Below are 14,468 nucleotides of genomic sequence, written 5' to 3' on the forward strand. Positions count from 1 at the left end.
CAATTATCTATTATTCCAACATGCCTAATAATATTTCTAGCATCATTCCTAAAAAATCAGGTGAAGTTAAACAAGTTGGTCAACTTGTCGGTTCTTCATTATCTCAATTTTGTGCACAAGTCATTGACGCACATGATGGTTTAGTGGTGATTGTTACAGATGATATGCAACAAACAACTCGTCTTCATGAAGAGCTAAAACAATTTTCACACTATCCGTCGATCTTCTTCCCCGATTGGGAAACGCTTCCCTATGATAGCTTTTCCCCGCACCAAGATATCGTGTCAGAACGATTATCTTGCCTATATAATCTAGGGCATTTGACCAAAGGTGCATTAATCTTACCAATTAATACGCTTATGCAAAAAGTTTGCCCGCAGAACTATTTAGGTGGGCATGTCTTTATGATGAAAAAAGGCTTAGCCATAAGTCGTGAAAATCTACGCTTGCAACTTGAAAATGCCGGTTATCGTTCAGTTAGTCAAGTCATGGAACATGGTGAGTATGCTACTCGCGGAGCATTATTTGATATCTATCCGATGGGCAGTGAAAGCCCTTACCGTATTGATTTCTTTGACGACGAAATAGACAGCATTCGTACCTTTGATGTCGAAACTCAACGGACTCTCGATGAAATTACCGAAATTCAACTACTACCTGCTCATGAGTTTCCTTTTGATAAAACATCAATAGAATTGTTTAGAAGCCAATGGCGAGAGAGATTTGAAGTAAGGTTAGACCCTGAAAGTATCTACCAACAAGTCAGTAAAAATATTTTACCAACCGGTATTGAGTATTGGCAGGCATTATTCTTTAATGAACCACTCACGTCACTATTCAGCTATTTTTTATCTAATACACTGATCATTAACACTGCTAACATCGAACAGTTTGCTAATAAATATTGGCAAGATATTACTCAGCGTTATGAGAGCCGAAAAGTCGATCCTATGCGACCGCTTTTAGAACCAACAATTATTTGGTCAAAAACCGATGAAATCTTTGCTCATTTCAAACACTATCCACGAATTACTGTTTCACGCGCTCAAATCACTGAATCGAACAAAAGTATTAATTTACCATTTAGTTTACTGCCTGAAATAGCTATACAGATTCAGCAGAAAAATCCCTATTCACATTTTGAACAATTTACTCAAAATTTTAATGGCAGGATTATTTTTTCAGTCGAATCGGAAGGTCGAAAAGATGCATTGCTAGAAATATTAGGCCGTATAAGAATACATCCAACCACCATCACTCAACTTAGCCAACAATCGGATAATCGTTATTGTTTAATGATTGGTGCTAGCGAACAAGGTTTTATCGATCATCAACAAAATTTGGCCTTTATTACTGAAAACGAATTATTGGGCCGTCGAGTTATTCGTCGTAAGAAAGAGAGCAAGCAGGCAATTAATACTGACAGTTTAATCCGTAGTTTAGCAGAATTAACACCAGGTAAGCCTGTTGTACATATTGAGCATGGTGTTGGTCGCTACGCTGGTTTAACCACATTAGAAACAGGTGGTATTACTGCTGAATACCTTATTTTACTTTATGCCAATGATACTAAACTCTATGTACCCGTTTCATCGCTAAATTTAATTAGCCGTTATTCAGGTGGTGATGAAGAAAATGCTCCACTCAATAAATTAGGAACTGATGCATGGAGTAAAGCTAGACAAAAAGCTGCCGAAAAAGTACGAGATGTTGCAGCTGAATTGTTAGATATTTATGCTGAACGCGAAAGTAAGCCAGGCTTCGAATTCAAACAAGATCGTGAACAATACGAGCTGTTTTGCCAAGCTTTTCCTTACCAAGAAACGGAAGATCAGCAAAATGCCATTGGTGCTGTTATTGGTGACATGTGCTCACCTTATGCTATGGACCGATTAGTTTGTGGTGATGTTGGTTTTGGTAAAACCGAAGTGGCAATTCGTGCTGCATTTTTAGCGGTGATAAATCATAAACAAACCGCAGTCTTAGTCCCGACTACTTTACTTGCACAGCAACATTATGAAAGTTTTTGTGATAGATTTGCCAATTGGCCAATACGCATTGAAAGTTTGTCACGATTTAAAACCGCTAAACAGCAACAAGCTATAATTCAAGAACTCGCTGAAGGTAAAATCGATATTGTTATTGGTACCCATAAACTTTTACAAGAAGATGTAAAATGGAAAGATTTAGGGCTTTTAATTGTTGATGAAGAACATCGCTTTGGTGTTCGCCAAAAAGAGCGTATTAAAGCGATGCGAGCCAATATCGACATATTAACCTTAACGGCTACCCCTATTCCTCGAACGCTAAATATGGCAATGAGTGGTATGCGTGATCTCTCAATTATCGCTACACCACCTGCTCGCCGATTAGCGGTAAAAACCTTTGTTCGAGAATATGATAACTTAGTTATTCGTGAAGCCATCTTGCGTGAAATTTTGCGTGGTGGTCAAATTTATTACTTACACAATGACGTATCAGATATTGAAAATGTGGCTGAAAAGTTAGCTGAATTGGTACCTGAAGCACGAATTGCAGTTGGTCATGGGCAGATGCATGAACGCGATTTAGAGCGCGTAATGAATGACTTTCATCATCAACGATTCAACTTATTGGTGTGTACTACCATTGTCGAAACCGGAATCGACATCCCTAATGCCAACACCATTATTATTGAAAGAGCCGATAAATTTGGTTTAGCACAATTACATCAATTGCGTGGTCGAGTTGGACGCTCATATCACCAAGCTTACGCTTATTTATTAACACCACACCCTAAATTACTAAGTAAAGATGCTAAAAAACGCCTTGATGCTATCGCTACATTAGAGGACTTAGGTGCTGGTTTTGCTTTAGCTACACATGATCTTGAAATCCGTGGTGCAGGCGAATTATTAGGCAGTGATCAAAGTGGGCAGATTGAAACAATTGGTTTTAACCTTTATATCGAATTACTTGATGATGCCGTTAAATCTCTTAAGGAAGGCAAAGAACCGACTCTTGAATCATTACTCAATAATCAACAGACCGAAGTTGAGTTACGATTACCAACGTTGATTCCTGATGATTTCATCCCCGATGTCAATACTCGATTGTCACTATATAAGCGAATTGCAAGCATCGAAAGTTTAGATGAATTAACCGATATTCAAGTCGAAATGCGCGATCGCTTTGGTCAGCTACCTGATCCGGTACTTTTTTTATTAGAAACAACGAAAATCCGTTATCAAGCACAAAAATTAGGTATTACAAAAATTGAATTTGGTGAAAAAGGTGGTTTTATTGAGTTTGGATCTAACAACAAAATTTCAGTTGATTATTTAATTGAAACAATTCAAAAATCACCAAAAAATTATCGCTTGGAAGGAACAAATCGATTAAAATTACTCAAAGCTGATTTAGAGCGCATTGAACACATTGATTATATTAAAAATTTATTAGCGGATTTTGCTGAACATCAAGAAAAATAGCTCGAAATATACAGGAACATAAGAATTGAAAAAAACAATATTAACCATTATTACTATTGCTATATTCACCATTATTACTATATTAGGCTATATTTGTATTGCATGGCATACAGGTATCGTAATAGAAAAGGAACTATACAATACGTTACCCGAAACCGTTGCAAAATTTAACAATGCGCAAAATATCTTTAAGTTAAACATTTCCCTTTCTAATCATGAAAGACATCTGTTTTCAACCAAAACACACATCTATATGACGCTAACACCCAAAGATGGAAGTTCAGAGGATGTATTAACGTTAGCTGATAAAGATTTTACTATTCATCATGGACCATTCCCAATTGCAGCTTTAAAACAAGGTATATTTTCACCACAACAGGCTTGGATTGATTATGAAATCAGCCAAGAAGCTAAACCTGCGTTATGGGAAGCTATGGGAAATCAACCATTTATTACTGGCTACATTAGTTTGGATTATAGTAATAATCTGATCATGAAACTTTTTAGTCGAAAATTTAGTGAAAAAAGGGAGTTCGAAACTAATATTAATCTTGAATACGAATTAGGTAATGGTAGTTTTACATTTATTAGTAATAATGATTCCCCTATACCTTCAATAACGCTGGATTTAGATAGATTTCACACCAAAAAAGCTAATGTATATTTCACTTTAGATAAGCTTCACATTGAGTTTGCTGGCGAAAAACAATCAACAAATACTCATTATTTATTGAGTTTAGATTCTTTAAATACAAATCTAAGAGATGCTTTTTTCAATCCTGATTATGACTTTACTAAGTCCGATAATGACACTTTCTTAATAAACAATCTAAAAGTAGATAGCACTATTGATTCCAATAATCAAAATATAACCTTACAAGCTAACCTCGATAAGTTTACCTTAATTCCTGAGTCAGACGATAAACGACCTGCTATTAAATTAAATAAAATTTCAGTCAATCAGAAAGTTAACTTTGGTGATAGCCGTACTCTAAATGGCTTTTTTAGCGGTAGTATTGACTCGATCTTATATGGACAACAAGAGTTAGGCAAAGCAGAAATAAATATTGATTATCAAGGGTTAGATAAGGCGGAATTTGGTGCAGCGTTTATCGATGAAGATACTCAATATAATCAACCTATCAATAGTCGATTTGAGTTAAAAAAATTAAATTTACATAATGATAATGGTGACATCAATATCAAAGGCTTACTTGATGTTACTAATCTTAGTAAAATTTATACAATTAACGATCCGTTTGATAACATCAATAACTTTACATTACACGTGAACGCCCCGCTTAACGTACTAGCGCGTACATTTGCTCAATATCATTCGCCTAATAATAGTGGTATAACAGAGGATCAATTTAATAAATCTAAAAAAATAGTCCAAGACATATTGGCACATATGTCTAATGATTCGCCATTATTTACCTTTAGTAAAGACGGAGAGCAAGGTTTATTTATCGATATACATCAAGATAGCAATGATGTTAATATTAATGGAAAAATTTATAATAAAAGTAATGTGTTGGAACTATTTAAATAACTATGAATTAAACCCAATTAGGCTTAAACCCGAAGTAAGAAAACAGTAAAAATTATTAATTTTAAAAAGTAATTAACAAGTAATAGAAATCAAGAGAGTAAAAATGAAGAAAACAAAATTAGCAGTTGGTGTTATTGCAATATTAGGTTTGGGGTATGTTGGTACTGCATGGTATACCGGAAATGTAATAGAAGATGGTCTTGATAGCACATTAAAAAATTTAACCCAAGAAGTTAATAGCTTACAAGATAATTTTGAGGTACAAATCACGCATACAAATGACGAAAAAAGCCTCTTCTCAACTAAAACACACATAAAATTAGCTGTAACAAACATTGAAAATTCAAAAACAGTTGTATTATACGATGATGATGTGATTATTCATCATGGTCCTTTTCCAATTGAAGCGTTAAAAAATGGTGTATTCACACCACAACAAGCTTGGATTGAATTTCAAAATAGTGAGCAATTTAATCCTGATTTATGGAAAAAAGCGGGTAATCAGCCATTTATGAAAGGTCATGTAAGCCTATCTTATTCTGACTTCATAAACTATAACATATCAACTCAACCAATTGTATTTGATTTGAAAGATATCGGAGTTGAAGATGCTGATGGTAAACTTGATCTTGGTGAGATAAATTGGCGTGCTTCAGGAAACATTAATTTTGTTGCCCCATCAATTTCGATTGAAGCAAGTAAAATTAATTATCAACATGATGCAGATAATCAATTAAAAATAACCAATTTAAAAGTTGTTAACGATGCAGATTTTCAAAATAAATATACTTTAAATGCTAGCGTTGATGATTTCTATTTTAATTTTGAATCGGCCAGAGATACACCAGAAATTTCTCTGAAAAATTTAGCTTGGAATTATGTGTTAGAAGCAAAAGAGAGTGGCTTAAATGGTGATTTTGCATTCAAGATTGGTTCATTTAAATATGGTAAACAAGACATAGGTAATGGTTCGTTTGAATTTGATTTTGAAGGATTAGATAAATCTTTTTTAGAAATTTACCCGGAAGCAGCGCCGTTTTTAGCTAAAATAAAACATAGTTCACCTAATACCAAAATGAACTTCAAAAAAGTCAATTGGCACAATGCAGCCGGTGATTTTAACTTCAGTGCATTTTTTGATGTTTCAGATTTCACTATAATGTCAAGTTTAAGATTGGCTCAAAATATCGATCAACTTAACCAATTTAAAGTAAATCTTGATGCACCATACAAAGTTATAGCACGTATTAAGACTCAATTTGATAATCCAGAAAATGAAAATATTTCTGAACAACAATTTGAGTCTGATGCTAAACAAATGCAATTCATCGTTGAAAGATCTTTTAATAGATCTCCATATCCAGCAATTTTATTTAAAAAAGGAGATGTGGAAGGTATATTCACTGAAATTGAATACACTAAACAAAGTGGTCAATTCAACCTTAATGGCAAAAAAATGAGTTTTCAAGAGCTTCAAAACCATTTTTAAAAGTTAAACTTTTTATCACTAATTTATCCCGCCACCTTTTGGCGGGATAGCTTCTAAAAAATAATTTATTTGCAAATCCGATACATATTATTTGATTAGTTATATCAAATCGCAAAATAAAGTTTTTGATTAAACAATGATAGATGTAAATTTATAGAATTTATTAAATTTTGAAATAACATACTTAATATAGTTAAATAAGTCTTTAAAAAATATCATTAGAAAATAAGAATATTATAAGTGAATATTAATGAAAAAAAGCATCTTAATTATAATGTCAGCACTAGGACTTGGCTATATTGGAATTTCATGGCATACAGGCAATATTATTGAAAGAGAATTTGATAATAACCTTCAATCCTTAACCGAAAAAGTTAATAGCTATCAACAATTATTTGATATTACGATTAATAAAAGCCATTATCAAAAGAATATTTTTTCGACAAAAGTTCACTTAACTTTTACCTTATCCCCTAAAAATCAATCTCAAAAAAGTACCCTAAAAGTATTTGATGATGATTTAACTATTTATCATGGTCCCTTCCCCACTGCAGCTTTGGCAAATGGTGTTTTTACTCCAAAATTTGCTTGGATTGAATATGAAATGGGTAAAATAAACTCTCCAGAACTTTGGAAAATTGCGGGTAATAAACCTTTTATAACAGGTCATGCAAGCATCGGATATGGGCAATATCTAATTGTTAAATTAGCGACAAAGGCAATCAAATTGAATCATTCGAAATTAGAATTTTATATTTCAGATGTTATTTACAATTTAGAAAGTGGAGAAGACAGAAATCAACTCATATCGACATTAAAATTTGATAATTTAACACTTTATAAAAATAAACAGGATGCTATTTCATTTGAGCAGTTTATCTTAACGGCAAAACCAAACCAAGATCAGATAGAATATAAAATGAACCTTGGTAACTTACACATAAACGTTGGCACGATTAATCGATTTCTATTTGATATAAGCAATATTGAAAATAAAGGCCATTATGCTTTCAATATCGATGAACAAGAAATATTTACCATTCCTAATATCGATTCAATAACAAATATTGATAAAATCAAATTCACTTCGACTTATGTTCCACCAATTGCAATTAATAATTTAAACATAAAGCAAAGTAGTAAACTTAATGATAATCTCACAGTAGATGGTTATTTTATAACAAATATTAATTCAATTACTTATGGCAATCAAAATCTAGGATCAGGAAAATTAGATATTAATTATGAAGGCATAGATGGTGAAGATTTGGGATATCCAATCGATCCAATAGCCAAACAAAAATGGCTTTTTGATAATTTTCTCACCCCTTCTAATCGAAAAATTTCATTAAATAATTTAAGTTGGCACAATGATGAAGGCGATATAGCAATCCGTGCTTTAATTGAAATAACCGATGATATCTATAAGTACCGTAATATAGATAAAATAAAAGCCCTCAAATGGAATATTGATATACCAATTAAAGTATTAGGACGTATTAAAGCACAAACCAACAATCCTATAGACAATAACGTTCAGTTGGAAGAGATACAAAGTAGTAGTCGAGAACTTTTTATAATTTGTCATCAATTTTTAAAGGATAATCCATTATTTACATTTGATAAAAACAATGAAAAAGGAATCTATTCCAACATTGATTACAATTTAGAACGAGATAAAGATGAAGTTGATGTTAATGATAAAAAATTAAATAAACAAGATTTCTTTAATCAGCTGATTAGAACAATGCGTTTATTAATAGTTAAATGATGACAAAAATATCGCTTATATTAATCGTATCTATTACAATTAAGAGCAATCATCCAAATAAATGTCATGATATAAATCATTGAAAATTTAAATCATAATTCAACTTACTTAGAATTATGGATTCTTTTACTTTAACTAAAAATAAATTTTATGAATAAACATTCTTCTGTTAGTAATGAAAATCAATTTAAACGCACCATGAAAACTCGGCATTTAATTATGCTATCTTTAGGTGGTGTAATTGGGACCGGTCTATTTTTTAATACCGGTTATATTATTGCCACTGCTGGCGCAATTGGTGCAATCATTGCCTATTTAATTGGCGCATTAGTCGTTTATCTTGTCATGTTATGTTTAGGTGAACTTGCTGTGGCTATGCCTGAAACGGGTGCCTTTCATACCTATGCATCACGATTTATCAGCCCTGCTACAGGCTATACGGTAGCCTGGCTTTATTGGTTAACTTGGACTGTCGCATTAGGATCAAGCTTTACCGCTGCCGGATTGTGTATGCAATACTGGTTCCCGCAAGTCCCTGTATGGCAGTGGTGTTTAGTTTTTTGCTTAGTCATTTTTATGTTGAATATAATTACTGCACAATTTTTTGCCGAAAGTGAGTTTTGGTTTTCGATAATAAAAGTCATCACTATCGTAGTATTTATCATTGCCGGAAGCGCAGCTATTTTTGGCATAATTCCGATGAAAAATGATATGCCAGCTCCATTTTTACATAATATTACCGAGTATGGCTGGTTCCCAAATGGTATTACGCCAATAATTATGACCATGGTATCAGTTAATTTTGCTTTTTCTGGAACCGAACTTATTGGTATAGCTGCTGGTGAAACTCATCAGCCTGAAAAATCGATTCCATTAGCGATTAAAACCACTATTTTCAGATTAATCATCTTTTTCGTCGGTACAATTTTTGTATTAGCAGCGCTACTACCAATGGAGCAAGCTGGTGTAATCAAAAGTCCATTTGTTGAAGTGTTCGAAAGTATTGGTATCCCCTATTCGGCTGATATTATGAATTTTGTTATTTTAACCGCTATTCTATCAGCCGCTAATTCTGGTCTATATGCTTCTGGTCGGATGTTATGGTCATTATCCAATCAAGGCACATTACCTAAATACTTTAGTAAACTAAATAAAAAAGGTATTCCAACCACAGCTATTGCCGTTAGTATGATTGGCGGTTTATTAGCGCTGTTTTCTAGTGTCATCGCCCCAGATACGGTGTTTGTCGGCCTAACCGCGATTTCTGGATTTGCTGTGGTGGCGGTTTGGTTAAGTATTTGTGCCTCTCATTACTTTTTTAGAAAACAACTTTCATCTTCTGACATTGAAGGTCTCAAATATAAAGCACCTTTATACCCATTAGTACCAATTTTAGGCTTTATTCTATGCTTAGTTGCTTGTGTTGGTTTGGCATTCGATCCAGAACAGCGCATCGCGCTTTATTGTGGTATTCCATTTGTGGTGTTTTGCTATATCGCCTATCATGTTACCCGAGCTTATCAACAACGAGTAAACCGATAATGTCTAATCCAATATCATTCAACCAAAATATTATAATTGACGGTGCTTTAGCTAGTGAGTTACAGCGCCGTGGCTGTGATCTTAATGATAGTTTGTGGTCAGCCAAAGTATTAATAGAACAACCCGATCTGATTAGGCAAGTTCATTATGACTACTTTAAAGCTGGTGCAGATTGTGCAACCACTGCCAGCTATCAGGCATCACCTTTAGGGTTCGCTAAAAAAGGGATATCTTTAGATGAATCTATAAAGCTTATCAAAAAAAGTGTCGAGCTGGCTCAACAAGCAAAAGAGCAATATTTAACTCAGATTGGTAAAAATAAACCACTATTTATAGCTGGTTCAGTTGGTCCTTATGGTGCTTATTTAGCTGATGGTTCAGAATACACAGGCAACTATCAATTAAGTGAAGAAGAATTTATCGAGTTTCATCAGATCCGAATACAAGCACTCATCGATGCAAAAGCCGATATCCTAGCTTGCGAAACCTTACCCAATTTTGCTGAAATTAAAGCGCTTGTTAAAGTACTGAAACAGTATCCAACAATGACAGCATGGTTCTCATTTACCTTAAAAGATGCTAATCACCTTAGCGATGGTTCCCCGCTAAAAGAAGTGATCGATTATCTAAATAACGTTGATCAAGTGGTTAGTGTTGGTATTAATTGCATTGCCTTAGAAGAAGTAACTGCCGCATTAACCGTATTACAAACCTTAACTAGAAAACCTTTGATTGTTTATCCAAACTCAGGTGAACAGTATGATCCAACCACCAAACAATGGCATAAAAATCACCAACACAACTGTACTTTCAAAAACCAATTACCAACTTGGTTAAAATTAGGTGCTAAATTGATTGGCGGATGCTGCCAAACTACACCTAAAGATATTGCAGAAATTGCTGACTATTTAAAAAATATTAAATAGTGATTCAATCTGTAAGGGATAAAATCGCTGTTAATTGAATAGATAAATTAATAGCGGTTTAACTTTTTAAGAGCTATTTGCGTTCTCATCCCCCTCAAAAACCCCGTTCCTCAAAATTTTATAAAGATATTAAATACGATAATGTTAACTATCCCATATAGTGTAGATGCAATGAACTTGCCTCCAAAAGCATCCGTCACTAATTTGGGTTTGAGATTTGGAGTTTTTTAGACTCAATGCTATTCAATATTGGCATGTCGATTTTTCATTGATTCTGGCGTTTGGTTCAAATCTTCCATTAAGCTATAAATGATGCTGTCATAAGTCAGCAGAGATAGTTGTTCAAAGGTACTGCCCATAGGTTGATTTAATTGAACAACATTGATTGGAATTGCAACAATGTTATCAGCTAGTTTTGCTAAACTTGAGTTGTTGTTGGTGGTAAATAGGATTATTTTAACGCCGATTGCTTTTGCTTGATTAGCATAAGCAATGAGGCTTTTAGTTTCCCCAGAATTAGATCCTAAAATCAATAAATCGCCAACATTTGCTTTAGGTTTGCTGATTTCAGTTATTAAACTCACATTTAAACCTAAATGCATTAATCGATTAGCAAATGCACTAATCATTAATCCTGATCTGCCGGTTCCAGCTAAAAAGATATGTTTTGCGGAAATAATAGCGTTTTTAAATTCCTGAAGTTGATCTTCATTTAAATTGCCTTCCTGCGCCGATATTTCTGTCAATATATTGCTAAGTACATTTTTGATATTCACTGTTTTATTCCTATTTTATTGCCATTTTTAACTTTTCTATATTGTTTTCGATGGCATTATTTTTAAAGATGAATCCACCCGATACAATGCTATTTGCTCCAGCGGCAATGCATAGTGATATAGTTTGGTCGGTAATATTGCCATCAACTTGGATGTCGTAATGATAATTACCTTTTTGCTTTTCACGGGTTAATTGTTCAATTTTTTGTAAGGTAAAAGGTAAAAAGCTTTCATTTTTTTGACCAGGATTGACTGTCATAACGAGTACCAAATCAATAAAAGGTAAGAGTAGCTTAAGGTTTTCAATGGGTGTGCTTGGATTGATAGCTATTCCAGCTTTGATATTGTTACTTTTTATTTTGTTGATAATGAATGAGTGATGGGTCGTTGCTTCGTAATGAAAGGTGATGATATCAGCTTTAGCATCAATAAAATCTGCTATGGCTAACTCAGGCTTCTCGACCATAAGATGACAATCTAAAATGAAATCAGTATGTGTTTTTAAATTTTTGACAAAGCTTGCATTAAAACCAAGATTTGGTACATAGTGATTATCCATCACGTCAATATGTAATTGACGAATACCCAATGATTTCAATTTTTCCAAGTTTTCTTTAATCTGATAAAGATCAGAATTAAATAGTGATGGAGACAGTATCATAATTATTCCCTCTTATTAACAGCCCATCAACATAAAATTGACATGACGTTTTCGTTCACGTAGCGCATCCCAGTCAACAAAATAGATTTTTCCTAATTGCCCTAATAGTGGCAAACCATCTTTAATGATCAACACCAATGAGAAATGACCAAAAAGTGATGATTTGATATGAGCATCAGTATTTAGCATAACCCATTTTTCTGCTGGATAATTGGGATCACTAAGTCCTAAACCAAATTCAACATGCTTTGGACCTGGGCTGTTGTACTGATTTTCACTGGTCATGCGTGGTACAATTTTTTCTAAGGTATTGTTGATATCGACATGAAGAAACTCATCCCCAAAAAAATTAGTGTCATGCATACACTCTTCAAAAAATAGTGAGCAGGTTGTATGTGTGGTAGCTATGGTTAACTGACCATTTTCGATATTGGATTGCTTAACAAATTGATTTAATTCTTCAGTAATATCATGGTAAGAGTGTCTGCCAGCAACAGTATTGATTTCAATGGCATGATGAATAATTTTCATATTGCTTTATTCCTTATTGCAGCCTCATTAACTTTGTTATTTCAGTTAACGAAAGTCAATGAGGCGGTCGTTATAAATACTTTATGATGCTTTTCAATTAAATAGCTAAACGTTTTTTTAACTCTGCAAAAAACTCATTCAATCCTACACCAGTAAGTAATGGTAAACCGTTGATGACTTTAGCCTTAATTGAATCTGGTACGATGGTGGTACTCACCACAACGTCATAAGAGTCGATTTTATTAAGTTCATCAGCAATTTTAGATTGATAAATTTTCACTTGATCTGTTAATTTTTCATCACTAAGCCATTTAGTGACTTTGCTTACTGCAATAGTTGAAGTTGCATGACCTGCCCCACACATTATGAGTAAATTTTTCATATGACTATTTCCTTTTAATACATTTCAATTTTTTTGATTTTGTTGATATAGATAAGCAAGCAAAGGATTACGAGAGCTAAACCAATTAGGCCAAGGTATCCGATATGGGTTAATAACAGTACAAATAGTGTTACAGGCCATAATCCACATAAAATTACAGTAACAATACCAGCTGTACCTACATCATAATTAGCTAGATGGAATACATCAGTGATGACTGGTGCAAGCCAAGTTGCCATATATAGGCAGATAACTAGGTAAATGGTGCCACCAAGGATTGAACGAATAATATTACCTTTAAAGAACGGTACCATTAAGCAGATGCCAAATGCATAGAAGGCTAAATCACCAAAAGGTAGTACTTTGTTACCCGGTAAGATCAAAGCAAGTAGTAATGATACAGGCACCATGATTAACGCAGTTGCCATTACCGCAGGATGACCAACAGTTAACGCGGCATCCATTCCGATGTTTACTTGTTTTCCATTAAGTTTTTTACTAGTAAATTCACGCGCAGCGTCAGCAACAGGAAGTAAGCCTTCCATAAACATTGCAACCATTTTTGGCATAATTTTCATGATTGCAGCAGTTGAAATACCTAGCTGACCAATTTTTGGAACATCATAATTGGCTAAAATCCCAACGACAATACCGATGATTAATCCGATAACAACAGTATCACCAAAGATACCAAAACGTTTGGTTAGCGTTTCTGAATCGGCATTTAATTTATTTAAACCTGGAATTCGGTCAAAGATCCAATTTAATGGGATTGCGACAATTGCACCCGATAATGCCATGAGGTGAGTAATAGCAATGCCAGGATAACCAAAAAATGAGCTTATTGGTTTCTGTAATAGATCGGCTAAAAACCATTGCAACATTACTGCAGTTATACAGCCAATGATACCAACCCAATATTCACCTGTGACTGAATATGCCACTAAACCTAGGAAAATCGCAAACCAGAAATTCCAGATATCGACATTTAAAGTTCGAGTCCAACCGAGTGAGATAAATAAGAAATTGATAATTAATGATGCTGGAATTAGCAATAACCCCAATGTAGTTGAGAATGCCAATGGCCCACCTACTCCACAACCAATATCCATAATACTTAATGATGTTCCATACTGTTCACCCATTTTTTGGATGGCAACACCTAAAGTGTCAGATAGTAAACCGATAACTAATCCAAGACCAACGATACCGATACCGACGGTAATACCCGACATTATCGCTTTGGAAAAACTGACTCTAAAAAATAAGGCTATGATAAAAATGATGATTGGTAAAAAAACCACTCCACCAAGATCTATTAACCATTGAAAAATATTAATGACACTATCCATTTGTAACTCCTTGATA

General features: G+C 33.9%; 11 protein-coding genes. 6 read left to right on the forward strand and 5 right to left on the reverse strand.

Going from position 1 to position 14,468, the window contains the following annotated elements:
- The first annotated feature begins 20 nt into the window (after positions 1-20).
- From mfd to mmuM, 6 genes are all read left to right on the forward strand, one after another.
- Positions 21-3,470, forward strand: a complete 3,450-nt coding sequence (mfd, locus tag A9G07_RS08805; protein WP_065734856.1) for a transcription-repair coupling factor — start codon at positions 21-23, stop codon at positions 3,468-3,470.
- A 25-nt stretch (positions 3,471-3,495) separates the two neighbouring features.
- Entirely contained in the window at positions 3,496-5,022 is a 1,527-nt protein-coding gene (locus A9G07_RS08810; protein WP_065734857.1) for a DUF945 family protein, read from the forward strand.
- 103 nt (positions 5,023-5,125) lie between these two features.
- Positions 5,126-6,511 (forward strand): DUF945 family protein, encoded by a 1,386-nt coding sequence (locus tag A9G07_RS08815; protein WP_065734858.1) that lies wholly within the window; start codon positions 5,126-5,128, stop codon positions 6,509-6,511.
- Positions 6,512-6,761: 250 nt separating this feature from the next.
- On the forward strand, positions 6,762-8,282 hold the full coding sequence (locus A9G07_RS08820; RefSeq protein WP_065734859.1) for a DUF945 family protein: 1,521 nt from the start codon (positions 6,762-6,764) through the stop codon (positions 8,280-8,282).
- A gap of 150 nt (positions 8,283-8,432) precedes the next feature.
- Positions 8,433-9,824 carry an S-methylmethionine permease gene (gene mmuP / locus A9G07_RS08825; protein WP_065734860.1) on the forward strand — a complete coding sequence of 464 codons (1,392 nt, stop codon included), beginning with the start codon at positions 8,433-8,435 and terminating at the stop codon, positions 9,822-9,824.
- The gene (gene mmuM / locus A9G07_RS08830; RefSeq protein WP_065734861.1) at positions 9,824-10,750 is read left to right on the forward strand and encodes a homocysteine S-methyltransferase; all 927 of its coding nucleotides are present in this window, start codon (positions 9,824-9,826) and stop codon (positions 10,748-10,750) included. Before mmuP ends, mmuM begins: the two co-directional genes overlap by 1 nt.
- Positions 10,751-10,989: 239 nt before the next feature.
- On the opposite strand, the gene hxlB is transcribed toward mmuM, so the two are convergent.
- From hxlB to A9G07_RS08855, 5 genes are all read right to left on the reverse strand, one after another.
- The gene (hxlB, locus tag A9G07_RS08835) at positions 10,990-11,526 is read right to left on the reverse strand and encodes a 6-phospho-3-hexuloisomerase (protein ID WP_065734862.1); all 537 of its coding nucleotides are present in this window, start codon (positions 11,524-11,526) and stop codon (positions 10,990-10,992) included.
- 10 nt (positions 11,527-11,536) lie between these two features.
- Entirely contained in the window at positions 11,537-12,187 is a 651-nt protein-coding gene (gene rpe / locus A9G07_RS08840) for a ribulose-phosphate 3-epimerase (protein ID WP_065734863.1), read from the reverse strand.
- Between the two features lie 15 nt (positions 12,188-12,202).
- Entirely contained in the window at positions 12,203-12,718 is a 516-nt protein-coding gene (locus A9G07_RS08845) for a YjbQ family protein (protein WP_065734864.1), read from the reverse strand.
- Between the two features lie 97 nt (positions 12,719-12,815).
- Complete coding sequence (locus A9G07_RS08850) at positions 12,816-13,100, reverse strand: PTS sugar transporter subunit IIB (protein WP_065563458.1); 285 nt, start codon at positions 13,098-13,100, stop codon at positions 12,816-12,818.
- 14 nt (positions 13,101-13,114) lie between these two features.
- Positions 13,115-14,452: a PTS galactitol transporter subunit IIC gene (locus tag A9G07_RS08855; RefSeq protein WP_065563459.1), complete on the reverse strand. Its 1,338-nt coding sequence runs from the start codon at positions 14,450-14,452 to the stop codon at positions 13,115-13,117.
- Between the last annotated feature and the right edge of the window lie 16 nt (positions 14,453-14,468).

The sequence above is a fragment of the Gilliamella sp. wkB72 genome (assembly GCF_001693745.1).
In the GTDB taxonomy this organism is placed as follows: Bacteria; Pseudomonadota; Gammaproteobacteria; order Enterobacterales; family Orbaceae; genus Gilliamella; species Gilliamella apicola_E.

Excerpts from the sequence above, each read along its gene's own strand:
- mfd (WP_065734856.1), top strand. The coding sequence starts at position 21 with ATGCCTAATAATATTTCTAGCATCATTCCTAAAAAATCAGGTGAAGTT.
- A9G07_RS08815 (WP_065734858.1), top strand. The coding sequence starts at position 5,126 with ATGAAGAAAACAAAATTAGCAGTTGGTGTTATTGCAATATTAGGTTTG.
- A9G07_RS08820 (WP_065734859.1), top strand. The coding sequence starts at position 6,762 with ATGAAAAAAAGCATCTTAATTATAATGTCAGCACTAGGACTTGGCTAT.
- mmuP (WP_065734860.1), top strand. The coding sequence starts at position 8,433 with ATGAATAAACATTCTTCTGTTAGTAATGAAAATCAATTTAAACGCACC.
- mmuM (WP_065734861.1), top strand. The coding sequence starts at position 9,824 with ATGTCTAATCCAATATCATTCAACCAAAATATTATAATTGACGGTGCT.
- rpe (WP_065734863.1), bottom strand. The coding sequence starts at position 12,187 with ATGATACTGTCTCCATCACTATTTAATTCTGATCTTTATCAGATTAAA.
- A9G07_RS08845 (WP_065734864.1), bottom strand. The coding sequence starts at position 12,718 with ATGAAAATTATTCATCATGCCATTGAAATCAATACTGTTGCTGGCAGA.
- A9G07_RS08850 (WP_065563458.1), bottom strand. The coding sequence starts at position 13,100 with ATGAAAAATTTACTCATAATGTGTGGGGCAGGTCATGCAACTTCAACT.
- A9G07_RS08855 (WP_065563459.1), bottom strand. The coding sequence starts at position 14,452 with ATGGATAGTGTCATTAATATTTTTCAATGGTTAATAGATCTTGGTGGA.